The organism is Actinospineispora eucalypti (genome assembly GCF_039543365.1).
Taxonomy (GTDB): domain Bacteria; phylum Actinomycetota; class Actinomycetes; order Mycobacteriales; family Pseudonocardiaceae; genus Pseudonocardia; species Pseudonocardia eucalypti.
In genome coordinates this window covers 578,643-601,210 of sequence record NZ_BAABJP010000015.1, presented here as the reverse complement: position 1 = coordinate 601,210, position 22,568 = coordinate 578,643, and the positions used below count along the sequence as shown (strand labels likewise).

The 22,568-nt window shown below is 71.0% G+C and carries 20 protein-coding genes; 6 read left to right on the top strand and 14 right to left on the bottom strand.

What is annotated here, in order from left to right:
- Positions 1 to 27: 27 nt before the first annotated feature.
- From ABEB12_RS18890 to ABEB12_RS18850, 9 genes are all read right to left on the bottom strand, one after another.
- Positions 28 to 1,704: an ABC transporter substrate-binding protein gene (locus ABEB12_RS18890; protein WP_185059109.1), complete on the bottom strand. Its 1,677-nt coding sequence runs from the start codon at positions 1,702 to 1,704 to the stop codon at positions 28 to 30.
- A gap of 32 nt (positions 1,705 to 1,736) precedes the next feature.
- A complete protein-coding gene (locus ABEB12_RS18885; protein WP_185059110.1) occupies positions 1,737 to 3,782 on the bottom strand; it encodes a dipeptide ABC transporter ATP-binding protein in 2,046 nt (681 codons plus the stop codon).
- Positions 3,779 to 4,723, bottom strand: coding sequence for an ABC transporter permease subunit (locus ABEB12_RS18880; protein ID WP_185059111.1), 945 nt, complete (start codon positions 4,721 to 4,723; stop codon positions 3,779 to 3,781). The genes ABEB12_RS18885 and ABEB12_RS18880 overlap by 4 nt, the downstream gene beginning before the upstream one ends.
- Positions 4,720 to 5,706, bottom strand: a complete 987-nt coding sequence (locus ABEB12_RS18875; RefSeq protein WP_185059112.1) for an ABC transporter permease subunit — start codon at positions 5,704 to 5,706, stop codon at positions 4,720 to 4,722. The genes ABEB12_RS18880 and ABEB12_RS18875 overlap by 4 nt, the downstream gene beginning before the upstream one ends.
- A 4-nt stretch (positions 5,707 to 5,710) precedes the next feature.
- Positions 5,711 to 7,861: a dipeptide ABC transporter ATP-binding protein gene (locus ABEB12_RS18870; protein WP_185059113.1), complete on the bottom strand. Its 2,151-nt coding sequence runs from the start codon at positions 7,859 to 7,861 to the stop codon at positions 5,711 to 5,713.
- A complete protein-coding gene (locus ABEB12_RS18865; protein WP_185059114.1) occupies positions 7,858 to 8,805 on the bottom strand; it encodes an ABC transporter permease subunit in 948 nt (315 codons plus the stop codon). Before ABEB12_RS18865 ends, ABEB12_RS18870 begins: the two co-directional genes overlap by 4 nt.
- A 5-nt stretch (positions 8,806 to 8,810) precedes the next feature.
- Positions 8,811 to 9,788, bottom strand: coding sequence for an ABC transporter permease subunit (locus ABEB12_RS18860; protein ID WP_185059115.1), 978 nt, complete (start codon positions 9,786 to 9,788; stop codon positions 8,811 to 8,813).
- 192 nt (positions 9,789 to 9,980) lie between these two features.
- Complete coding sequence (locus ABEB12_RS18855) at positions 9,981 to 10,550, bottom strand: Uma2 family endonuclease (RefSeq protein WP_185059116.1); 570 nt, start codon at positions 10,548 to 10,550, stop codon at positions 9,981 to 9,983.
- 104 nt (positions 10,551 to 10,654) lie between these two features.
- Positions 10,655 to 11,254 carry a carboxymuconolactone decarboxylase family protein gene (locus ABEB12_RS18850; protein ID WP_185059117.1) on the bottom strand — a complete coding sequence of 200 codons (600 nt, stop codon included), beginning with the start codon at positions 11,252 to 11,254 and terminating at the stop codon, positions 10,655 to 10,657.
- 76 nt (positions 11,255 to 11,330) lie between these two features.
- Here ABEB12_RS18850 and ABEB12_RS18845 point away from each other — a divergent pair, with 76 nt between their 5' ends.
- The 4 genes from ABEB12_RS18845 to ftsX are packed head-to-tail and all read left to right on the top strand — an operon-like array spanning position 11,331 to position 15,043.
- Complete coding sequence (locus ABEB12_RS18845; protein WP_185059118.1) at positions 11,331 to 12,290, top strand: sigma-70 family RNA polymerase sigma factor; 960 nt, start codon at positions 11,331 to 11,333, stop codon at positions 12,288 to 12,290.
- 18 nt (positions 12,291 to 12,308) lie between these two features.
- Positions 12,309 to 13,427, top strand: a complete 1,119-nt coding sequence (prfB, locus tag ABEB12_RS18840) for a peptide chain release factor 2 (protein WP_185059119.1) — start codon at positions 12,309 to 12,311, stop codon at positions 13,425 to 13,427.
- 30 nt (positions 13,428 to 13,457) lie between these two features.
- The gene (gene ftsE / locus ABEB12_RS18835) at positions 13,458 to 14,147 is read left to right on the top strand and encodes a cell division ATP-binding protein FtsE (RefSeq protein ID WP_185059120.1); all 690 of its coding nucleotides are present in this window, start codon (positions 13,458 to 13,460) and stop codon (positions 14,145 to 14,147) included.
- A complete protein-coding gene (gene ftsX / locus ABEB12_RS18830; RefSeq protein WP_185059121.1) occupies positions 14,147 to 15,043 on the top strand; it encodes a permease-like cell division protein FtsX in 897 nt (298 codons plus the stop codon). Before ftsE ends, ftsX begins: the two co-directional genes overlap by 1 nt.
- Positions 15,044 to 15,694: 651 nt before the next feature.
- On the opposite strand, the gene ABEB12_RS18825 is transcribed toward ftsX, so the two are convergent.
- Complete coding sequence (locus ABEB12_RS18825; RefSeq protein ID WP_185059122.1) at positions 15,695 to 16,204, bottom strand: hypothetical protein; 510 nt, start codon at positions 16,202 to 16,204, stop codon at positions 15,695 to 15,697.
- Positions 16,205 to 16,380: 176 nt separating this feature from the next.
- A complete protein-coding gene (locus ABEB12_RS18820) occupies positions 16,381 to 16,737 on the bottom strand; it encodes a hypothetical protein (RefSeq protein ID WP_185059123.1) in 357 nt (118 codons plus the stop codon).
- Positions 16,738 to 16,866: 129 nt separating this feature from the next.
- On the opposite strand from ABEB12_RS18820, the gene smpB reads away from it, so the two are divergent.
- The gene (gene smpB, locus ABEB12_RS18815) at positions 16,867 to 17,343 is read left to right on the top strand and encodes an SsrA-binding protein SmpB (protein WP_185059124.1); all 477 of its coding nucleotides are present in this window, start codon (positions 16,867 to 16,869) and stop codon (positions 17,341 to 17,343) included.
- Positions 17,340 to 18,254 (top strand): amidohydrolase family protein, encoded by a 915-nt coding sequence (locus tag ABEB12_RS18810; protein WP_185059125.1) that lies wholly within the window; start codon positions 17,340 to 17,342, stop codon positions 18,252 to 18,254. Before smpB ends, ABEB12_RS18810 begins: the two co-directional genes overlap by 4 nt.
- Before the next feature lie 188 nt (positions 18,255 to 18,442).
- Here ABEB12_RS18810 and ABEB12_RS18805 read toward each other — a convergent pair whose 3' ends face one another.
- Genes ABEB12_RS18805 through ABEB12_RS18795 form a run of 3 tightly spaced genes read right to left on the bottom strand, consistent with a single transcriptional unit; the run spans position 18,443 to position 22,542 of the window.
- Positions 18,443 to 19,897, bottom strand: coding sequence for a serine/threonine-protein kinase (locus tag ABEB12_RS18805; RefSeq protein ID WP_345702942.1), 1,455 nt, complete (start codon positions 19,895 to 19,897; stop codon positions 18,443 to 18,445).
- 9 nt (positions 19,898 to 19,906) lie between these two features.
- Positions 19,907 to 20,731 carry a hypothetical protein gene (locus ABEB12_RS18800; RefSeq protein WP_185059127.1) on the bottom strand — a complete coding sequence of 275 codons (825 nt, stop codon included), beginning with the start codon at positions 20,729 to 20,731 and terminating at the stop codon, positions 19,907 to 19,909.
- Positions 20,728 to 22,542 carry a protein kinase domain-containing protein gene (locus ABEB12_RS18795; RefSeq protein ID WP_185059128.1) on the bottom strand — a complete coding sequence of 605 codons (1,815 nt, stop codon included), beginning with the start codon at positions 22,540 to 22,542 and terminating at the stop codon, positions 20,728 to 20,730. The genes ABEB12_RS18800 and ABEB12_RS18795 overlap by 4 nt, the downstream gene beginning before the upstream one ends.
- Positions 22,543 to 22,568: the final 26 nt, after the last annotated feature.

Sequence of the window (22,568 nt, the reverse complement as noted above, 5' to 3'; positions counted from 1 at the left end):
CCAGCGGTTTTCCGGCAGCCCGGCCGGTTACTTCTGCCAGCCGATGGTCTCCGGCGTGGCGACGTAGAAGCGGCCCGCGCCGTAGTTGGCCAGGCCCTGCTTCACCGCGTAGATCGCCGGCAGGTTGACCGTGGGCATGACACCGTAGGTGGCCAGCGCCGCCTTCTCCGCCTCTGCGCCCCGCGCGTACTGCTCCTCCGGGGTGGGCAGCGTGTTGACCGAGCGGACCAGCGCGTCGTTCTTCGGGTCGTTCAGCCCGGACTTGATCAGCCCGGTGTTCGAGCACCACATCTGGCAGATGTAGGCCAGGCCGTACGGGTCTCCCTGGCTCACGCCGGAGTAGAACATGTCGAACTGGCGTCCGGTGACGATCTTCGAGTAGTCGGAGGACGGTACCTGGCGGATGTCCAGCTGGATGCCGACGTTCTTCAGCATCGCGGCGGTGCCGCCGGCCACCGCCTTGCCCACCACGTCGTCGCCGGTGTTCACGTAGGTGAAGCGCAGCGGCTGGCCGTTCTTCTGCCGGAACCCGTCCGGACCGGGCACCCAGCCGGCCGCGTCCAGGTCCCGTTTCGCCTGCTCAGGGTCGTACCGGATGACCTGGTCGAAGGTGTTCTGGTAGCCCTTCTGGAAGGGCAGCAGGTTCATCGAGCCCTGCGGGTCGGCGGTGTAGTCCAGGCCGTTGAAGTGGAACTTCACGATCTGCTGGCGGTCGATGGACTCGAAGACCGCCTTGCGCACCCTCGGGTCGGACAGGATCGGGCTCTGCCCGTTCAGGGTGAAGAAGTCCAGCTGCAACGAAGGACCCTTGCGGATCTCGGTGCCGGGTTGCGTCTTCACCTGGGCGTAGTCGTTCTGGCTGTTCACCGCGACGATGTCCAGCTGGCCGTTGCGGAACGCGTTGATGGCCGCCGAGGACTCCATGGTCAGGAAGGTCCGGGTGTCCAGCTTGCCCCGCTTGCCCCACCAGCGCGGGTTGCGCTCGAACACGATGGTGCCGTTCTGCTGGTCGAACTTCTGTATCTGGTACGGACCGGCGCCCCACTCGTTGTGCGGGTTGTTGATGTAGCCCTGGTTGTACACCTTGGGGTCGGTGGCCTTGGGGTTGAGCAGCACGTTGAACAGGCCGGGCCACCAGACGTCGATGCCGTTGAAGGTGATCACGGCCTGCCGGTCGTCCACGCCCCGGGTGACCGAGGCGATCCGGTCGTAGCCGTCGGTGGAGCTGACGAAGTAGGCCTGGTTGCGGCCGTTGCTGGTCTGCCAGGTGGACTCGAAGGAGCGCCAGTCGATGGGCGCGCCGTCGTTGTAGGTGGCCTTCGGGTTGATCGTGTACGTGATCCGGGTGTTCCCGTTGACCGTGTCCTGCTTGACGTCGGTCAGGTAGTCCGGGTTGTACACCGGGTCGCCGTCGGCGGTGAAAGTGATCAGGGTCGGGTTGTACCAGCGCCACACGTTCAGCGTGTACAGCGTGCCGTCGGTCTGGAAGGTGTTGAACTGCGGGGTGATCTCGGTGATGGCCGTGGTCAGCGAGCCGCCGTCCTTCAGGCTCTCGTACGGCTGCGGGTTGAACTGGGTCTTCGCCGCCAGCGACGCCGCGGTGTCACCCCCCTCGCCGCTCCCGCCGCCCCCGCAGGCGGCCAGCGCCATGGACAGCGCGGCGACCGCCGCGAGCGCGGCACTCCTCTGCACGATGTGCTTCATCGGTTCCTCATCTCCGGCCGGGTGGGGGAGCGTCAGCGGAAGTGACAGGCGTTGAGCTGGTCGACTTCCGGGCTGCCGGTCAGGGCGGGGGTCTCGGTGGCGCAGCGGGTGCGCCGGTCCTCGGTCAGGGTGGGGTGCAGCGGGCACCGGCTGACGAACCGGCAGCCCGGGGCGGACTCCGTCGGGCTGGGCAGGTCGCCGCGGAGGATGACCCGTTCCCGGGTCCGCTCGACCGCCGGGTCGGGCACCGGGATGGCGGACAGCAGGGCCTGGGTGTACGGGTGCTGGGGCGCGGCGAACACCCGGTCGGTGGCGCCGATCTCCACGATGCGGCCCAGGTACATCACGGCCACCCGGTCGCAGATGTGCCGTACCACCGCCAGGTCGTGCGCCACGAACAGGTAGGACAGCGCGAGCTTGGCCTTCAGCTCGTTCAGCAGGTTGATGACGCCGGCCTGGATGGACACGTCCAGCGCGGACACCGGTTCGTCCAGCACCAGCAGCGAGGGCTCGGTGGCCAGCGCGCGGGCGATGCCGATGCGCTGGCGCTGCCCACCGGAGAAGGCGGTGGGGAAGCGGTCGGTGTGCTCGGGGTCCAGGCCGACCAGCTCCATCAGCCGGTCCACCCGCTCGCCGATGACCGCCCGGTCGGTCTCGCCGACCGCGCGCAGCGGTTCGGCCAGGATGTCGAACACGGTCAGCCGAGGGTTCAGCGCGCCCACCGGGTCCTGGAAGACCATCTGGATCCGGCGCCGCAGCGCGCGCTCGGCGTCGTGGTCGCGCAGGTCCGCGACGTCGACGTCGGCGACCCGGATGTGGCCGCGCTCGGGCGGCCGCAGGTTCATGATCTCGATCAGCGTGCTGGTCTTGCCGCACCCGGACTCGCCGACCAGGCCGAGCGTCTCGCCGCGCCGGATGTCCAGGTCCACGTCGGAGACCGCGTACACCGAGCCCACCCGGCGTTTCAGCAGGCTCCCGCTGTACAACGGGAAGGTCTTGGACAACCCGGCCAGCTGGAGCACCGGCGGGCGCTGCTCGCGCGGCCGGGCGGCGCTGCCCTCGGCGACCGGCGCGGGCACCGGGTAGACCGGCGCGCCGCCGATCCAGCCGTCGCTGATCTCCGGTGCGCGCAGGCAGGCCACCGCGTGTGCGTCCCCGACCAGCTCGGGCTCCCGCTCCGCGCAGTCGTGCACCGCCACCGGGCAGCGGGGCTCGAACGGGCAGCCCGGCGGCAGATCGATGAGCAGCGGCGGGTTGCCCCTGATCGGCACCAGCGGCGCGCGTTCGGCGGTGTCCACCCGGGGCACCGCGCCGAGCAGGCCGATTGTGTACGGCATCCGGGGCCGGGCGAACAGCTCGTCCACCGGCGCCTTCTCCACCGGTCGCCCGGCGTACATCACCATCACCTCGTCCGAGGTGCCGGCGACCACCCCGAGGTCGTGGGTGATCATGATGAGCGCGGCCCCGGTCTCCGCCTGGGCCAGCTTGAGCACCTCGAGGATCTGCGCCTGCACGGTGACGTCCAGCGCGGTGGTCGGCTCGTCGGCGATGATCACCTGTGGGTCGTTGGCGATCGCCATGGCGATCACCACCCGCTGCCGCATGCCGCCGGAGAACTCGTGCGGGAAGGACCGCGCGCGCACCTCGGGGTTCGGGATGCCGACCAGGTCCAGCAGCTCCACGGCGCGTTTGGCGGCCACGTCCTTGGCCAGGTCCTGGTGGATGCGCAGCGCCTCGACGATCTGGTCGCCGACGGTGAAGATCGGGGTCAGCGAGGACAGCGGATCCTGGAAGATCATGCCCAGCTGCCGGCCGCGCACCTCGGACATCCGCTCGTCGTCCAGCCCGAGCAGCTCGCGGCCGGCCAGCGTGATCGACCCGGAGACCGCCGCGTACTCCGGCAGCAGGCCCATCACGGCCAGCGAGGTCACCGACTTGCCCGAACCGGACTCGCCGACGATGCCCAGTGTGCGGCCCGGGTAGAGGTCGAAGTCGACGCCACGCACCGCGTCCACCCGGCCGGCCTCGGACGGGAAGGAAACCCGCAGGTCGCGCACGGACAGGAGCGGTGCCGTCACGCCAGGCCGCCCGACTGGGACATCGGGTCCAGCGCATCCCGCAGGCCGTCGCCGATCAGCGCCATGGACACGGTCAGCAGGGTGACCAGCGCGGCCGGGAAGTAGAACAGCCAGGGTGTGCTGGAGAGCGTGTTGGCGCCGTCGCTGAGCATGGTGCCGAGCGAGACGTCGGGCAGCTGCACGCCGAAGCCGATGAAGGAGAGCCCGGTCTCCGCCTGCACGGTGGCCACCACGCCCAGGGTGAACGACACGATCAGCAGCGAGCTGATGTTCGGGATCAGGTGGCGCAACACGATGCGGAACGAGCTGACCCCCATGAACCGGGCCGCCTGCACGTACTCCCGCTCGCGCAGTGAGATGGTCAGCGACCAGACCACCCGCGCGCTGAGCATCCAGCCGAACACGGTGAGCGCCAGGATCAGCGTCCGCCAGTCGCCGCCGGCCTTCTGCGAGACCAGCGCGAGGATCAGGAAGGACGGCACCACCATCAGGAAGTGGATGGTGCCCAGGATGATCTTCTCCGCGCTGCCCCGCAGGTAGGCCGCCGCCGCGCCGACGAACGCGGACACCAGAGTGGTGAGCAGGGAGACGGTCAGCGCGATCACCAGCGACCGCTGAAGGCCGTGCACCGCCTGCGCGAACGTGTCGTTGCCGGCGCCGTTGGTACCGAACCAGTGCTCCGGGGACGGCGCCGAGGTCAGGTTGGCGAAGTCCACGTCGGCGTAGGTGTACGGCGTGAGAAACCCGCCGAACAGCGCGAACAGCACCAGCAGCAGCAGGATGGCCAGGCCGGCGACCGCCGGGCGGTTGCGCATGAACCGGCGGGTGTACAGCCGCCCCCGGCTCAGGTGCCGGTTCGCCCGCTGGGTCACCTCGCCCGGCGCGCTCGCCTCCGGTGACTGCCCGAAGGTGGGCCGCAGCTCGGGAATGTGTGTGGTCATACGGTCACCCGCACTCTCGGGTCCAGTGCCACGACGGCGAGGTCGGCCAGGATCGCGCCGACGGCGGTCATCAGTGCGCCGAAGGCGGCCACGGCCACCGCGCCGTGCACGTCGTTCTTGCTGATCGTGGTGATGAAGTACTGGCCCATGCCCTGCCAGGCGAAGATCGTCTCGGTGATCACCGCGCCGGTGAACAGCGCCGGGATGGCGAACGCGATCGAGGTGGCCACCGGGATCAGCGAGGTGCGCAGGCCGTGCCGGCGGATCGCCCGCTGCCGGGTCAGCCCCTTGGCCCTGGCCATCCGCACGTAGTCGGAGTTGATCGTGTCCAGCAGCAGCGACCGCTGGAGCATGTGGTAGCCGGCGTAGTTGATCACGGTCAGCGCGATCGTGGGCAGCACCAGGTGCTGCAGCCGGTCCAGAACCAGCGGCCAGAACCCGGACACCGTGGGGGACTGCGCCCCGGCCACGAACAGCAGCGTGGTGCCCACCGACTGGTTCAGCGCGATCGCCAGCAGCACCACCGCGAGGCCGGCCACCACCACCGGGATGTTCAGCGTGATGATGGAAAGTCCCTGGTGGAAGCGGTCCGCGAGTCGGTACTGCCGGGCCGCGGTGTACACCGCCAGCGCGATGCCGATCACCGCGGAGAGCACCAGGGACAACAGCACCAGCTGTGCGCTCACCCCGATGCGGAAGGCGATCTGCCCGTTCACGCTCTCCCCGATCGGCGAGGAGCCCCAGTCCCAGTGCCGGACGATCCCGTTCACCCAGTGCCACCAGCGCTCCGCCAGCGGGGTGGACGGGGCCAGGTTGTACTGGGCCAGCGAGGCGTCGATCTGCTCCGGCGAGCGCGGTGGGCGCAGCTGCAGGTAGTTGGCCCTCGGGTCGAGGAAGAGGTTGGCCAGGAGGTAGGTCAGGTTGGTGGCCACCACGATCATCAGCAGCCAGCCGACCGACTTGCGCAGCACGTACTTCAGCACGGCGTCAGACCACCTCCCGCACCCGGGAGTGGTGACAGGCCACCAGGTGGTTCCTCGGCGGCGGAGCCGCTTCGGGGCGGGCGCCCAGTTTGGCGCCCGACGGGGACACAGCGCCTTCCGGTGCGGTGTGCGGCGGCTCCTGGTCGGTGCACAGCTGCTGGGCCAGCGGGCCGAGCGTGACGTAGAGCGGGCAGCGGGTGCGGAACCGGCAGCCGGACGGCGGTTCGGCCGCATTGGGCAGGTCACCGCGCAGCAGGATGCGCTCGCGGCGCCGCTCCACGGCGGGGTCCGGGATCGGGATGGCGGAGAGCAGCGCCTGGGTGTACGGGTGCCTCGGCGCGGCGAAGACCTCGTCCACCGGGCCGGACTCGACCAGCTTGCCCAGGTACATCACCGCGACCCGGTCGGCCAGGTGGCGCACCACCGACAGGTCGTGCGCGACGAACAGGTAGGCCAGGCCGAGCCGGGTCTTCAGCTCGTTCAGCAGGTTGATCACGCCGGCCTGGATGGACACGTCCAGCGCCGACACCGGCTCGTCCAGCACCAGCACCTTGGGCTCGAGCGCGAGCGCGCGGGCGATGCCGACCCGCTGGCGCTGGCCGCCGGAGAACTCCGCCGGGTAGCGCTCGGCGTGCTCCGGGCGCAGTCCGACCAGGCGCAGCAGCTCGCTCACCCGCTGCGCCTGCCGGTCGGCCGGTACGCCGTGCACCCGCAGCGGCTCGGCGATCACGTCGCCGATGGGCATCCGGGGATCCAGAGCGGCCATCGGGTCCTGGAAGACCACCTGCAGGTCCCGCCGCACGGCCCGGCGGGAACCCCGGTCCAGCCCGGCCACGTCCCGCCCGAGCACCTCGATCGCGCCCTGGGACGGCTTGCCCAGCCCGAGGATCTCCATCAGCGTCGACGTCTTGCCGCACCCCGACTCGCCGACCAGCGCGAGCACCTCGCCGGCGTGCAGCTCGAAGCTCACCCCGTCCACCGCGCGCATCGTGCCGACGCGGCGGCGGATCACCGCACCCTTGCTGATCGGATAATGCTTGTGCAGGTCAGTGACCCGGAGCACGACATCCGGTGCACCGTTTGTTGCTTTTTTCCACGCAGAGCCGCTCTGCGTGGAAATTTGCGACGCCTCGGGTTCGCCGGTCGTCGGGATGCCGAAGATCTCGGCGGCGTCCGGCTCGTTCCGGCGCAGTTCACCGGCCCGCCAGCAGGCGGCGGAGTGCTGGCTGTCGGTCTCCAGCGGCGGTTCCTCGTGCGTGCACTGGGGCACGGCCAGCGGGCAGCGCGGTTCGAACGGGCAGCCGGGGTCGGGGTCGACCATGGCCGGCGGCTGGCCCTCGATGGGCACCAGCGGGGCGTGCCGGTCGGCGTCCAGCCGGGGGATCGAGCCGAGCAGGCCCAGCGTGTAGGGCATCCGGGGGTGGGCGAACACGTCGTCCACCGGCGCCGACTCGACGACCCGCCCGGCGTACATCACCTGTACCCGGTCGGCCACCCCGGCCACCACTCCGAGGTCGTGGGTGATCAGCAGCAGGCCGGCGCCGGTGAGCTCGCGCGCGGTGCGCAGCACGTCCAGCACCTGGGCCTGCACGGTGACGTCCAGTGCGGTGGTCGGCTCGTCGGCGATGATCAGGTCCGGGTCGTTGGCGATCGCGATGGCGATCACCACGCGCTGCCGCATACCGCCGGAGAACTCGTGCGGGAAGGCGCGCGACCGCTCACCCGCGCGCGGGATGCCCACCACGTCCAGCAGCTCGACCGCGCGCCGGGCCGCCTCCTGCTTGCCCAGCGTGCCGTGCACCCGCAGCGCCTCGGCCACCTGGTCGCCCACGGTGAAGATCGGGGTCAGCGCGGACAGCGGGTCTTGGAACACCATGGAGATCCGCTTGCCCCGGACCTTGGCCAGCTCCTCGTCCGAGCGGCCGAGCAACTCCTCACCCCGGAACCGGATCGAGCCGGTGGTCCGCGCCTGAGGTGGCAGAAGGCCCATCGTGGCCAGCGCGGATACCGACTTCCCCGAGCCCGACTCGCCCACGATGCCGAGCACCTCGCCGGCCCCGACCTCGAAGTTGACCCCGCGCACCGCGCGCACCGGTCCCGCCTCGCTGGGGAAGGACACGTGCAGGTCGGAAACCTGGAGGATCGGTTCGGTCACCGGCGGGCTCCGTTCTTCCGCCCGGCGGCCTTGGCCCGGCCGGCGGACGGGTCCAGCGCGTCGCGCACCGCGTCACCGAAGAAGTTGACCGCGAGCACGGTGACGATGAGCAACCCGCTGGGGAAGCTGAACAGCCAGTTGAAGGTCAGCGCGGACTCGGTGCCGGAGGCGATCAGCGTGCCCAGGGACACGTCCGGCGGCTGGATGCCGAAGCCGAAGAAGCTGAGCGAGGTCTCCGCCAGGATGGCCACGCCCACCCCGATGGTCACGTCGATGATCAGCAACGACGCCATGTTGGGGATGATGTGCTTGGCGATGATCTGCCAGGCCGGCATGCCCATGAACTTCGCGGCCAGCACGTACTCCCGCTCGCGCAGGGTCAGCGTCATCCCCCGCACGATCCGGGACATGATCATCCAGCCGAACGCGGACAGCATGAGCACCAGCAGCAGCCAGGACTTGCCCCGGAACGCCGGGCTCAGGATGGCCACGACCAGGAACGACGGCAGTACCAGCAGCAGGTCCACCACCCACATCAGTGCCCGGTCGGTGACCCCGCCGAAGTAGCCGGCCAGCGCGCCGACCACGGAGGCCACCGCGGTGGAGATCACCGCCACCAGCAGGCCGATGAGCAGCGACTTCTGCAGGCCGCGCATGCACTGCGCGAACAGGTCCTCGCCCAGCTTGGTGGTGCCGAACCAGTGCTCCGGCGACGGCGGCATGAGCAGCGCCAGGTCGTCCTGGGTGCGGTAGTCCCACGGGTAGAGCAGCGGCGAGACGAACGCGCCCAGGAACAGCAGCACGATCACCACCGCGCCGGCCATGCCCAGCCGGTTGCGCCGCAGCCGGCGCAGCACCAGCCGCCCGCGCCCGGCCGGCCGGCCGGGCGGCACCTCGGGCACCGCCACCGGGGCCGTGGACGGGCTCGACTCGGTCGCGGTCATGGGGCTCACCGCACCCGGACCCGGGGGTCCAACGCGCCGTAGAGAAGGTCGGACAGCCAGCCGGAGAGCAACACCAGCACCGCGATGAACAGCGTCACCGTGGCCACGATGTTCGCGTCCTGCGTCTGCACGCCGTAGACCAGCCAGTCACCCATGCCGAACCAGCCGAAGATGCGCTCGGTGAACACCCCGCCGGTGACCAGCAGCCCGAAGCCGAACGCGAACAGCGTGGCCATCGGGATCAGCGCGGTGCGCAGCCCGTGGGTGAACAACGCGCGGCGGCGGGTGAGCCCCTTGGCCTGGGCGGTGCGCAGGAAGTCCGAGCCGAGCACGTCCAGCATCGCGCTGCGCTGGTAGCGGCTGTAGTACGCGATCAGCGGCAGCGCCACCGCGACGGTGGGCAGCACCAGGTGTTGCAGCCGGTCCACCGCCAGCTCCCACCCGGTGCCGGAGAAGCCGGCCGTCGACTCCCCGTTGAAGTACAGGATCTGGGTGCCGGCCGCCTGGTTCACCGGCAGCCAGACCACCTTGAGCAGCGTGCCGATGACGAACACCGGCGTGGACAGGATCAGGAACGAGAAGAACGTGGACACGTGGTCGAAGATCTTGTATTGCCGGATCGCGGCGGTGACCCCGAGCAGCACACCGACGATCACCCCGATCACCGTGCCGACCAGGAACAACCGCAGGCTGATCCCGGCCCGCCGCCACAGCTCGTCACTGATCGGGGCGCTGGCCACGGTCCGCCCGAAGTCGCCGTCCAGGGCGTCGCCCGCCCACAGCGCGAACCGTTCCGGGATGGGCTTGTCCAGCCGCAGCTCCACCCGCTTCGCCTCGATGGTGCTGGGCGGGGGCGGCGGCTGGCGCTGCGCGAACTGGTCCAGTGGCCGGAACGTCAACGAGGCGAGCGCGAACGCCAGAAAGGTGGCCAGCACGCAGAGCACCAGGTAATTGGCGAACCTGCGAGCCAGGAACAGTGCCATCGGCGTCCCTACGTGTGTCTAGCTTTCTGGGCCGCTGCCCAAGCCCCCCGGCGTTCGGCGGAGTATATGGCCCGGTCGGCGCGTTCCCGCCAGCCGGGGCGGGCGCGTGAGGAGAACGGTAGCTTTCCGCCGCGTTTGTTCCGGGTAAGCCAGGACCCGGGACTCAGCCCCCGCTCAGCCCGTTGGCTTCGGTCAGCGGGTCAGTTCCGCGAAATCGACTGTCACGGCCACCGGGGCCGCGGTGACCCTTACGGCGGCGTCGGCGGTCACCCTGTTCTCCACCTCGTACTGCCCGTTCACCAACCGGTGCGTGACCAACTGGCCTTCGCTGACCGTCCACAGGAACGGGACACCCGCAGTCGCGTAACCAGCGGTTTTGGTCTCCTGCTCCGCGCGGGAGTTGCCCGGCGACCAGACCTCAACCGCGAGCGCCAGGAGGTCGGCCGGCACGGTGACACCGTTGGCGCGGCTGGTCAGTACCACCACGTCCGGGATGAGTGCCGTCCGCCAAGCCGTGCTGATCCGTACGTTGACTGTCGGAAGAACCTCGAGATCGGGTCGGCCGGACGCTTCGACCGCGTCCTCCAACAGCCGCGTCAGACGGCGGGCGATCCGCTGATGCTGGGTGGAGGGAGCGGGGCTCACGTGCAGGTATCCATAGATCAGCTCCACCGTCGACCCATCCACCGTGGGGGGCAGAGTCAACCATTCATCCACCGTGTATGGCCCGAGAGGGTGGTCCAGCGCGGCGACCGCGGCCATCAGCTCCACCTTCCGACGTCACCGAACTTGGCGTGTCCGAGTGCAAGTGTATGACCTGCGTTTTGTATGAGTCCGACCCAATGCACCGGCGAGGGCTGGGACGTTCAGGACGCCGGGCCGGGTTCCGGGATGGCGCAGAAGGCGCCCTCGCTGAAACCGGCCGCGCCGACGCCCAGGGCGTGGTTGAGCCGGCCCCGGAAGTTGCCCAGCGCGACCAGGAAGCTCAGCTCGACCAGCTGCGCGTCGGTGAAATGCGCGCGCAGCCGGTCGAACAGCTCGTCGGTGACCGCCGCCGGGGTGCGGGTCGCGCCGACCGCGAAGTCCAGCACCAGTTTGTCCCGTTCGGAGAACAGCTCGCTGGACCGGTAGGCCGGCAGCGCGCGCAGCTCGGCCTCGCCGACCCCCCACCGCCGAGCGACCTGGGAGCCGAGGTCGATGCAGAACTCGCAGTTCACCAGGGTGGCCGACTTCAGCTCGGCCAGCAGCATGGTGCGCTTGTCCAGCAACTTCAGGCCGGCGGCGGCCTGCTCCAGCTTGGACACTCCGCGCAGCGCCGACGGCGAGTGCGCGCACAGCTCGACGGGTTCGATGATCCGGTCCGGCTCGCGCCCGGTCAGCTTGCGCAGCGCGCGTCGGGTGAACCAGTAGGCCAGTCGGGCGGAAAGGCCGGCCTCGCGGGCGGGCACGGTCGGGATGCGGGGCATGCCGGTCACCTCTCGTCACGTTCGTCGCACGGGATCCGTCACGGTTACGACGGGCGGGGCGGGAAGGATGTGACCGATGGACGGGACCGACCGGCTGACCGAGGCCTTCCACACGGAGCGCGACCACCTGCGCGCGGTCGCGTTCCGCATGCTGGGTTCCACCGCCGAGGCGGAGGACGCGGTGCAGGAGGCCTGGCTGCGGGTGGACCGGGCCGGCCCCTCGGCCCGCGCCGAGGTGCGCAACCCGACCGGCTGGCTGACCACCGTGGTCGCCCGGATCTGCCTGGACATGCTGCGCTCCCGGGAGTCCCGCCGGGAACGGCTGGCCGGTGCGCACCCGCCGGAGCCCGTGGCGGAGACCGGGGAGCCGGTGGACCCGGAGCGGCTGGCCGTGCTGGCCGACTCGGTGGGGCCGGCGCTCCAGGTGGTGCTGGACACGCTCGCGCCGGCCGAGCGGCTGGCGTTCGTGCTGCACGACATGTTCGCGGTGTCCTTCGAGGAGATAGCGCCGCTGGTCGGCCGGTCGACGGACGCGACCAGGCAGTTGGCCTCCCGTGCCCGCCGCCGGGTTCGCGGCACGCGGGCCGAGGCCCAGCCCGGCACAACGCGGCAGCGGGAGGAGGCGCAGGGCGGCACAACGTGGCAGCGGGAAGAGGACACAGTGGACCGGGCCCGGCAGCGCGCGGTGGTGGCCGCCTTCCTGGCCGCGGCCCGCGAGGGCGACTTCACCGGCCTGCTCTCCGTGCTGGACCCGGAGGTGGAGCTGCGGGCCGACGCGGTGGCCGCCGGCGGCGCGGTGGCGCTGGTGCGCGGCGCCTCGACCGTGGCCGGGCAGGCCACGGCATACGGCCGGCGGGTGGCGGACGCCCGGTTGGTGCTGGTGGACGGCCTGGCCGGGATCGCGGCGGGGCCACTGGACCGGCCCGTCCGGGTGCTTACCTTCACCGTGGCCGACGGAATGATCACCAGACTGGAGATCGTCGCGGACCCGGAACGCCTCGGCCGGCTCCACCTGAGCGAGGCGCCCCACGCCTAGGTCGTACCCTGGATCGTTGTGAACCTCGAAGTCGCCGCCGAACTGAAGGCCCTGGACAGCACCCTCGACAGCATCGAGGCCGTGCTGGACGTCGACAAGCTGCGGGCCGAGGTGGACGAGCTCTCCGCGCAGGCCGGCGACCCGGACCTGTGGAACGACCAGGAACGGGCCCAACAGGTGACCAGCCGGCTGTCCCGCGCGCAGGCCCAGCTGCGCCAGATCACCGACATCCGCCGCCGGCTGGACGATCTGCCGGTGCTCTACGAGCTGGCCGAGGAGACCGAGGGCGCCGAGGGCCAGCAGGCCCTCGAGGACGCGGACACCGAACGCAACCGGCTGCGCAAGGACATCGAGGCGCTCGAGGTGCGCACGTTGCTGTCCGGCGAGTACGACCCCCGGGACGCGCTGGTCACCATCCGCTCCGAGGCCGGTGGGGTGGACGCCGCCGACTTCGCCGAGATGCTCATGCGGATGTACCTGCGCTGGGCGGAGCGGCACGAGTACTCCGTCGACGTGTACGACACCTCCTACGCGGAAGAGGCCGGCATCAAGTCGGCGACCTTCGCGGTGCACGCCCCGTTCGCCTACGGCACGCTGTCCGTGGAGCAGGGCACCCACCGGCTGGTGCGCATCTCGCCGTTCGACAACCAGGGCCGCCGGCAGACCTCGTTCGCCGGGGTCGAGGTGGTGCCGGTGGTGGAGTCCACCGACCACGTGGAGATCGACGAGAAGGACCTGAGGGTGGACGTCTACCGCTCGTCCGGTCCCGGCGGGCAGGGCGTGAACACCACCGACTCCGCCGTCCGCCTCACCCACCTGCCCACCGGCATCGTGGTTTCCTGCCAGAACGAGCGCTCCCAGCTGCAGAACAAGGCCAGCGCCATGGCCGTGCTGCAGGCCAAGCTGCTCGAGCGGCAACGGCAGGAGGAGCAGGCCAAGATGGACGCGCTCAAGGACACCGGCTCCAGCTGGGGCAACCAGATGCGCTCCTACGTGCTGCACCCGTACCAGATGGTGAAGGACCTGCGCACCGACTACGAGGTGGGCAACCCGGCCGCCGTGCTGGACGGCGAGATCGACAACTTCCTGGAGGCCGGCATCCGCTGGCGCCGGCAAACCCAGCAGGCGAGCAACTGACGCCGGCCGGGCCCGGGTAGCCTGCCATCCGTGATTCGGCTGGAAAACGTCTCCAAGTCGTACAAGACGTCCACTCGGCCGGCGCTGGAGGATGTCTCGGTTGAGGTCACCAAGGGGGAGTTCGTCTTCCTCATCGGCCCCTCCGGTTCCGGCAAGTCGACGTTCCTGCGGCTGCTGCTGCGCGAGGACACCCCGACCAAGGGCGACGTGTTCGTCTCCGACTGGAACGTGGCCAAGCTGCCCCGCCGCAAGGTCCCCCGGCTGCGCCAGCGGGTGGGCTGCGTGTTCCAGGACTTCCGGCTGCTGCAGAACAAGTCGGTGGCGGAGAACGTGGCCTTCGCGCTCGAGGTGATCGGCAAGCCGGCGCGCACCATCCAGAACGTGGTGCCCGAGGTGCTCGAGCTGGTCGGCCTGGACGGCAAGGCCAACCGGATGCCGAACGAGCTGTCCGGCGGCGAGCAGCAGCGGGTCGCGGTGGCCCGGGCGTTCGTGAACCGGCCGCTGGTGCTGCTGGCCGACGAGCCGACCGGGAACCTGGACCCGGACACCAGCCAGGACATCATGCTGTTGCTCGAGCGGATCAACCGCACCGGAACCACGGTGCTGATGGCCACGCACGACCACTCCATCGTGGACTCGATGCGTCGCCGGGTGGTGGAGCTGGAACTGGGCCGGGTGGTCCGGGACGAGACCCGAGGGGTTTACGGGGTGGGGCGCTAGTGCGGTTCAACTTCCTGGTCCGTGAGGTCCTCACGGGGCTGCGGCGCAACGTCACGATGACCATCGCGATGGTGCTCACCACCGCCGTCTCGCTGGGGTTGCTCGGTACCGGGTTGCTCGCGGTGCACACCATCGACGCGATGGAGGACATCTACGGCGACCGGCTGGAGGTCGTCGTCTCGCTCACCGACGCGGCCGCTTCGGACGCCGACTGCAGCCAGCCGGTGTGCGCCGGGCTGAAGCGCGAGCTGACCGACTCGCCGCTGGTGGCGGCGGTCAACTTCGAGAACCAGCAGCAGGCGTACGCCCGGTTCCAGCGCCTGTTCGAGGGCCAGACGCTGGCCGCGCTGGCCCGGCCGAAGAGCCTGCCGGCCTCCCTGCGGGTGAAGCTGCACGACCCCACGCAGACCGCCGAGCTGCGCAAGCTGCTGGACGGCAAGGCCGGCGTGAAGGCCGTGCTGGACCAGCGGGACGTGGTGGAGCGGCTGTTCAGCTTCCTGCGCACGGTGCGCGACGTGGTTTTCACGCTGGCGATCATCGAGGTGATCGCGGCCGCGCTGCTGATCTCCAACATGGTGCAGCTGTCCGCTTACAACCGGCGGACTGAGGTGGGCGTGATGCGCCTGGTCGGCGCCACCCGGTGGTACACCCAGCTGCCGTTCCTGCTGGAGGCGGCGTTCACCGGGATAGTGGGTACCGCGCTGGCGGTGGGCAGCCTGATGGTGGGCAAGGCGCTGTTCCTGGACGACGCGATCACCAAGGGCCTGGGCAACGGGGTGATCCCGCTGATCCAGTACTCGGACATCCTGGCCATCTCGCCGCTGCTGTTCCTGCTGGGCATCGGCATCGCGTCCGTCACCGGCTACGTGACGCTGCGGCTCTACGTGCGGCTCTAGAGCCAGTACCAGTGACTTGACGATCTGACGCGTTCCCGTTCGTCACCGATCAGCATGACATGGTGGTCGGGCCGGCCACGTCTGTGGCAGAGCTCCCGCGCAGCGCTAAGCGACCTCGAACCCCCAGGCAAGCCGGCGGGTCAACGACGGCTGCCGGCCAAACGTTTGGGCACGGGTCGGTCCGCACCACTTGTCACCGTCCGTAGCCACAGCGCGCGGGCGATCGGGCGGGTCGAGGGCCGCGTCGCGCCGAGCGGCAGCACAGTCGCCCGAACAGCAAGATCAAAGGCGACTGGACTACCGCTCGGCGAAAACAGGACCCAGGAAACCGACGCCTACCGGTTACACAGAGCGAGGACCGCCCGAGAAACGCAACGGGTGGCACCCAACCCGACACACCAACCGAACCGCGCCCGTCCAAGCCGATCTTTAAACCCCCGCCGGCACCTCCGGCCGACGCCCACTCCACGGAAGAGCCGGTTCCAACTGTCCACCTAACGCCAGCGGCGTCCCTCCCGAGCAAAGATCCCCGGCCAGCTGGCCCCCGATCGGCAGCCCCCGTCCGGCTCACTCCGAGAGGCGGGCTCAGAGCCGGCGCGCCGGTTAGGTTGGAGGAGACGATGTCAAAGAGTCAGCACTTCGAAACACGTCCTAGTTTCCCGAGTCGTCGTCCTCGTCGTCTTTCTCCGAGTCCTTGTCCGAGTGGTCGGAGTGCTTGCCGTCCTTGGCCCGGTCGATCAGCTTGTCCAGGTCGATCCCGCCGATCTTCAGGCCGTCCACGCCCTTGCCGCTGATCCGGATGCCGTCCAGTGGGAAGTCGTCCGGGTCGAGGCCGGCCTCCTCCAGGCTGCCGAACTCCTTGTCGTTGATCTGGACGCAGTAGACCTTCTGGGTGTCTCCCTTGGCGATGATGTCGTCCAGGTTGTTCAGTACGTCCTCGGCCTTGTCCAGGTCGCTGATCTTCTCGTCGCAGTCCGCGTTCTGGTGGTGCTTGCCGCCGCCCTTCGCCTGCTTGGCGTCCAGGACGGCGGCGGCGCGGGAGGCGGCGTCGCCGGACGGGGTGAGCGCGGTGACCGCGGCGGCGAGCAGCAGCACGCCGGCCAGCGCCGCCCCGGCGATGACCGCGCGCGGCGCGAGCCCGTTGCGTTCGGCAAGTCGCATGCTCGAAGTCTTGCACCCCGGCCGCCGGCGCGACCCCGATCGGCGCGGATCGTTCGCGATCGCACTGTGTCTCCAGCGGGCGCCAAACTGGGCGCCCACTCGGTGAGCGCGTTCCGCGCTGGGCTCCAGCGTGCGCCAAACTGGGCGCCCGCTCGGTGAGCGCGTTCCGCGCCGGCTCAGCGCCTGATCGCCCGGATGCAGAGCACCTCGCCGGGGGATGCGCTGGTCAGGGCCCGCTTCACGCTGGCCAGGTCGGGCAGGAGCTTGGTGCAGCCGAGCAGTCCGCCCGAGGTGGTCGCCGTGGTCCGGCGGGTCGTGCTGGTGCGCGTGCCGGTGCTCCGGCGGGTGCTCGGGACGATGATGCCGGGCGCGGTGGCGGTGCCGTCCTCCTCGGGTTCGGCCTCGGGTTCGCCCGGTTCGCCGTCGCCCGGCTTGATCAGCAGTGCCGCTTTGGCTTCGACCGGCGAGGGCTCCGCGTCACTCAGTGCCCCGCCAACCAGTGCCGAGGCACCGAACAGCCCGACCGCAGCCACGGCACCCACCCGCACGCCCCACACCCCCACCACCCTGCCCCACCAGCGCCGGAGTCGCCCCGAATCCCGCCCAGCCATTCGCGATCGCGACCGTGAGAACCCGTGTGCGGGGGGCCGTAAACTGAGTAGGTGGGCAAGGAGCAGGGCGTCAAAGTCATCGCCAGCAACCGGAAGGCGCGGCACGACTACGCCATCCTCGACACTTACGAGGCGGGGATCGCGCTGGTCGGCACGGAGGTGAAGAGCCTGCGGTTGGGGCGCGCCTCGCTGGTGGACGCGTTCGCCACGGTGGACGACGGCGAGGTGTGGCTGCGCAACCTGTACATCCCGGAGTACGTGCAGGGCAGCTGGACCAACCACGAGTCCCGGCGCACCCGCAAGCTGCTGCTGCACCGTTCGGAGATCCAGCGGCTGATCGGCAAGACCAAGGAGGGCGGGCTGACCCTCGTCCCCCTCCAGCTGTACTTCTCCGACGGCAAGGTGAAGGTCGAACTGGCTCTCGCGCGCGGTAAGAAGTCCCACGACAAGCGCCAGGACATGGCCAAACGGGACGCCCAGCGGGAGATCAGCCGGGTCATGGGCCGGCGGGCCAAGGGCATCGCTTGACCGAGGCGGCGGCCCTCCCGGAGCCGCCCGTCGATGACGCGGACGTGCCGCGTTGGTGGGCCGGGCTGGGCCTGGACGGGCTGGTGGACCTGCACGTCCACTTCCTGCCCGAGTCGGTGCAGCGCAAGGTGTGGGCGTACTTCGACCGGGGCGCGGAGCACTACGGCCGGCCGTGGCCGATCACCTACCGCACCGATGAGCCGACCCGGGTGGAGACCCTGCGGGAGCTGGGGGTTTCCCGGTTCGCGCCGCTGGTCTACCCGCACAAGCCGGACATGGCGGCCTGGCTGAACGGCTGGGTCGCCGAGTTCGCCGCGCGCACCCCGGACGCGGTGCCCACCGCCACCATGTACCCCGAGCCCGGGGTCGCCGACTACCTGGGCAAGGCCCTCGCCGACGGGGCGCGCTGCGTCAAGGTGCACGTCCAGGTCGGCGGGTTCGACCCGCGCGACCCCGAGCTGGACCAGGCCTGGGGGCTGATCGCCGAGGCCGGCGTGCCGGCGGTGGTGCACTGCGGGCACGGGCCGCGAAGCGGCGCCTTCACCGGGCTCGACCTGTTCGGCGAGGTGCTGGCCGCGCATCCCCGGCTGACGGCGGTGCTGGCGCACGCCGGGATGCCCGACTACGGCGAGGCGTTGGACCTGGTCGGCCGGTACGGGCGGGTTTACATCGACACCACCATGGTGGGCGTCGCGTACACCGAGGGGCGCAACCCGCTGCCGCCCGACTGGACCGACCGGCTGGCCGGCCTGGCCGACCGGGTGGTGCTGGGCACCGACTTCCCCTCGATTCCCTACCAGTACAGCGAGCAGTTGCGCGCCATCCACGGCTGGGCCGCCGCCGATGCACGGCTCGGCCGGGACTTCTTGCGCGCGGTGCTGCACGACACCCCGGCCCGCCTGCTCGGCTGACCTCGTGCTGTTTCGTGCCGTTGCGTTCATGATCAGCCTGATGATCACCGGCTGACATGGTCATCAGGACACCAGGGTCGCCTCGGACGCCGGAGATTGCCGCCATGCCCTGCTGATCTTGTGTTGGGCCCGTCTCTGAAGTGCCCGGGCGCGGCTGGTGCCGAACTATTGACGCTGGGCTCCGGACACTAGAGCCAGAGGAACAACAGGATCAGCAACAGTGTCAGCGTGAGACCGATCAGTACCCACAGGTCGTTCGATCGCTTGGGCTCGGGCGCGACGATGAGCACGCCGCGCGCCTTCGGGGGGTCCATCTCGGCCCAGGCCGGGATCGGCTTCTCGTCGGCGGTGACCGATGCGGGCGGCTTCGCCGGCGTCTTTGAGCGGCCCGACCCGGCAGGTCCGGTTGAGGTCGGGCCGGCCTCGGGCCGGCCGGGCTCGCCCGCAGAAGGCCTGGCGGGGGTGGCTTGGGGCAGGGCTGGCTCGGCGGGGGTGGCCTCGGGCCGGCCGGGTCCGGCTGGCTCGGCGGGGGTGGCCGTCGACAGGGCGGGTTCGGCTGGCTGGGCGGGGGTGGCGTTGGGTGGGGCGGGTTCGGCTGGGGTCGGGGTGGCGGGGGTGGCTTCGGCCGGCTCCGCGGGAGCGGTTCCGGGTGGGGAAGGTGCCGTGGGGGTGGGCTCGGCGAGGGAGGGGGCCGCGAGGGTGGGTGCGGCGGAGAGCTGGCGGGCCGGAGCGGGTGCGGTGCCGAGCGGGGTCTCGTCGGGCGGTGTGCCGCGCTGGGCCGGGGGTGCCGGAATGACCGAACCGGCCTGCTGGGGCGACTGAATCAGGGTGGTGAAGTGGCCGGCCAGGGTGGCGGCGGTGGGACGCTCGCCGGGGTCCTTGGCCAGGCAGCGACGGAGCAGCTCGCACAGCGGGACCGGCACGCCGGACAGGTCGGGCTCGGCGGTGCGGACCCGCTCCAGGGTGGCCGAGTGGTCGGCGTCGCCGGTGCTGCCGGTGGCGCCGCCGAACGGGCCGTGCCCGCTGCTGGCGTACACCACAACGCCGGCGAACGAGAACACGTCCGACGGTGCGTGCGTGGCCCGGCCGTCGGCCTGCTCGGGCGACATGTAGCCGGGGGTGCCGATGATCGTGCCGGTGGGGGCGACCGCGCCGGTGTCGGCCGGTTGCGCGTTGCCGAAGTCGATCAGGCGCGGGCCGTCGGCGGCCAACACCACGTTGCCCGGTTTCACATCCCGGTGCACCAGCCCGGCCGCGTGCAGCGTGGCCAGCGTGCCGGCCAGCCGGGCGGCCAGGAAGTCCACGCTGGCCGGGGGCAACGGGCCGGCGGAGCGCACCGCCTGGCGCAGCGTCGGCCCGTCGATGAACTCGGTGGCCAGCCAGGGCTGGTCGGCGGCCGGGTCGGCGTCGATCAGCGCGGCCACCCCGGGCGCCCGGGCCGCCCACAGGGTGTGCACCTCGCGGTCGAACCGTCGGCGGAAGCCCTCGTCGGCGGCGAACTCCGGCTGGATCACCTTGACCGCCGCCAGCCACCCCTCCGGTGACCGGCCAAGGTACACCTGCCCCATGCCGCCGGTGCCCAACCGGCCGAGCAGCTGGAACCGGCCGACCCCGGTCGGGTCGTCCTCGCGCAGTTCTTCCATGGCCACCGTTCAGCCGCCCCACACCTGGTCCGCCGGCGGCGAGGCGATGTGGAAATCGGCCCCCCAGTCGCTGTAGCGGGTCTCGCTGACGCCCCGGCTGCCGGGCGTCTTCAGGTCCGCCGAGGTGCGCAACGGGCGGTCCTCGGCATCCATCCACAGCCGGGAGTCGGTGGTCTTCTCCCCGTCCCGCACGGACTCCTCCAGGAACCGCTTGAGCGTCGGGTTGTCCTCCAGCTCGGCCGCCCTGGCCAGGTCCCGGCGCAGCGAGTAGCGGTAGGTGCGGACGCCGTCCAGCTGGTCCTTCGCGGCCTCCAGGATCTGGTAGGCATCGTTGAACGGGGACTCGAAGACCGGCCGCGTGCGCACTCGGGTCGCGGTCTCCGCGTACGACTTCACCAGCGGGAGCGACGAGGCCGGATCGACCACGATCCACGACTTGCCCGCCGGCAGGCTCGCCCGCTCGGAGTCGGAGAGCACCGACGCGGACACCCAGGCCCCCTCCGGCGTGACCAGCACCACGGTCGGTTCGCGGCGCGGCGAACCCTCGCTCGAGAAGGACGCGGTCAGCTGGTAGCGCACCCCGGAGCCGTCCCGCTGGGTGACCATCTCCGACCGGCTGTGGCTCGGCACGTCACCCTGCCAGTCGGAGGTGTAGACGGACCGGTAGGAGGTCACCGACCCGGCGGCGGTGTTGATCGCGGAGTTCAGCTCGGCCATCGTGGTGTACCGGCGCGGGCCTTGGTTCAGCCACACGATGAACCCGGCCGCGATCAGCACGGCGACCAGCGACGTGGTGGCCATGCCGATCCACAGGGTTCGAGCCCGGATGGTCATTTCGGCGGGTCCACCAGAACCTGGTCGGCCGGCGGGGGGTTGATCTGCATCGCCTGGCCCCAACCCCGGTACCGGGTGTCGGTGACCGTGATGCTGTCCCCGTTCATGCGCAACTCCGATCGCACCCGCACCGGGCGCCCCCGTCCGTCCAACCAGAGCAGCACATCCCGGACCTGTTCGCCACCCTGCACGGCCTCCCAGAGGTATCGGCGGACCAGCGGCGAGGACTCCCGCTGTACGGCCATCGCCAGGTCCAGGCGGATGGTATAGCGGCGGGTCGGCACGCCTTCCAGGATGTCCTCGGCGGAGCCGGCGAGGCTCACCGCGTCGCCGTACTCGCTGAACCGGGCCGCCGGGTTGGCCAGTTCGCGCTGGCTGCGGATCTCCCGCGAGTAGGCGGCGATCACCGGGTCCGCGGAGTCGGGCGGCACCGCGATCCAGTTCTTCCCCGGCGGAATGCGCGCCGGGTTCGGCCAGCCGGACGCGGACACCCAGGCCTGCTGCGGTGTGATGATCATGACGATCGGCGCCGGCGTCGGGGTGGTGTCCAGCGCCGCCGTGCCGGCGGATCCCGGACCCCCCGGCGGCGGGGACGCGGGGGTGCTGGACGGCGAGGTGTGCGGTTCGACGGTGCGGCTGGTCAGCTGCGCGGACGGGCCGGCGCCGTCCAGCCGGACCGAGCCCTCGGTGGTGACCTTGAGCGGCTCGGCGCCGATCGCGGACCACTCGGAGGTGGTGGTCATCTGGTAGGAGCGGTCGCTGAGCAGCTGCGAGCTGATCTCCGCGCGCAGGTCGTCCAGCGTGCTGAAGTACGGCGGCGAGCCGGACCGGAACATGACCACCGCGCCGATCAGCAGCAGCGCGGCCGCCACGCAGCCGACCAGTGCGTAGCCCAGCCGGCGGGACCGCCGGGCCGAGGCCGGCGACGGGGGGTTGATGACCGTGGTGAGCTCGCCGGAGGCGGTCGCCTCGGTGACCGCCGGCGGTGGCCAGGCGGCCAGCGCGCCCAGCGAGGGCGCGCACCGGGAGACCAGCTGGGCCGCGCTGGGCCGCGACCACGGGTCCTTGGCCAGGCAGGGGATCAGTACCGGGCGCAGCCATTCCGGCACCCGGCCCAGCTCGGGCTCGTCGTTGCTGATCTTCATCAGCATGGCGACCGGGCCGCTCATGTCCCCGAACGGCCCGCGTCCGGTGGTGGCGAAGGTGAGCACCCCGGCGAAGGAGAAGATGTCCGACGGCTCGCGGGCCGGTTCGCCCTGCGCCTGCTCCGGGGACATGTAGCCGGGTGGGCCGAGCACCGTGCCGGTGTGGGTCATCGGGGTGGCGTCGCCGGCCTGGGCGATGCCGAAGTCGATCAGGTAGGGGCCGTCCTCGGCCAGCACCACGTTGGACGGCTTCAGGTCACGGTGGGCCAGGCCCTTGGCGTGCAGCGCGGCCAGCGCCTCGGACAGCCGGCCGGCCAGCACCTGCACGGCGCGGGTGGGCAGCGGGCCGTTGCTGCGTACCGCCTGGTACAGCGTGGGGCCGGCGATGAACTCGGTGGCCAGCCAGGGCTGGCCCGCCGAGGCGTCCGCGTCGATCACCGAGGCCACCCACGGCCCGTTGGCCGAGCGGGCGGTCTCGATCTCCCGGTCGAACCGCTCGCGGAAGTGCGGGTCGGCGGCGTAACCCGGGTGGATCACCTTCACCGCCGCGAGCGCGCCCCGGGAGGTGCGGCCCAGGAACACCTGTCCCATGCCGCCCGAGCCGAGCCGGCCCAGCAGCCGGAACGGCCCCAGCCGCACCGGGTCGTCGCCCCGCAAGCGTTCCATTCACCCGCCCTGCCCGCCTTACCGGC

Excerpts from the sequence above, each read along its gene's own strand:
- ABEB12_RS18805 (WP_345702942.1), bottom strand. The coding sequence starts at position 19,897 with ATGGAAGAACTGCGCGAGGACGACCCGACCGGGGTCGGCCGGTTCCAG.
- ABEB12_RS18800 (WP_185059127.1), bottom strand. The coding sequence starts at position 20,731 with ATGACCATCCGGGCTCGAACCCTGTGGATCGGCATGGCCACCACGTCG.
- ABEB12_RS18880 (WP_185059111.1), bottom strand. The coding sequence starts at position 4,723 with ATGACCACACACATTCCCGAGCTGCGGCCCACCTTCGGGCAGTCACCG.
- ABEB12_RS18825 (WP_185059122.1), bottom strand. The coding sequence starts at position 16,204 with ATGCGACTTGCCGAACGCAACGGGCTCGCGCCGCGCGCGGTCATCGCC.
- ABEB12_RS18795 (WP_185059128.1), bottom strand. The coding sequence starts at position 22,542 with ATGGAACGCTTGCGGGGCGACGACCCGGTGCGGCTGGGGCCGTTCCGG.
- ABEB12_RS18865 (WP_185059114.1), bottom strand. The coding sequence starts at position 8,805 with ATGACCGCGACCGAGTCGAGCCCGTCCACGGCCCCGGTGGCGGTGCCC.
- ABEB12_RS18855 (WP_185059116.1), bottom strand. The coding sequence starts at position 10,550 with ATGGCCGCGGTCGCCGCGCTGGACCACCCTCTCGGGCCATACACGGTG.
- ABEB12_RS18860 (WP_185059115.1), bottom strand. The coding sequence starts at position 9,788 with ATGGCACTGTTCCTGGCTCGCAGGTTCGCCAATTACCTGGTGCTCTGC.
- ABEB12_RS18890 (WP_185059109.1), bottom strand. The coding sequence starts at position 1,704 with ATGAAGCACATCGTGCAGAGGAGTGCCGCGCTCGCGGCGGTCGCCGCG.
- ABEB12_RS18850 (WP_185059117.1), bottom strand. The coding sequence starts at position 11,254 with ATGCCCCGCATCCCGACCGTGCCCGCCCGCGAGGCCGGCCTTTCCGCC.
- ABEB12_RS18845 (WP_185059118.1), top strand. The coding sequence starts at position 11,331 with ATGGACGGGACCGACCGGCTGACCGAGGCCTTCCACACGGAGCGCGAC.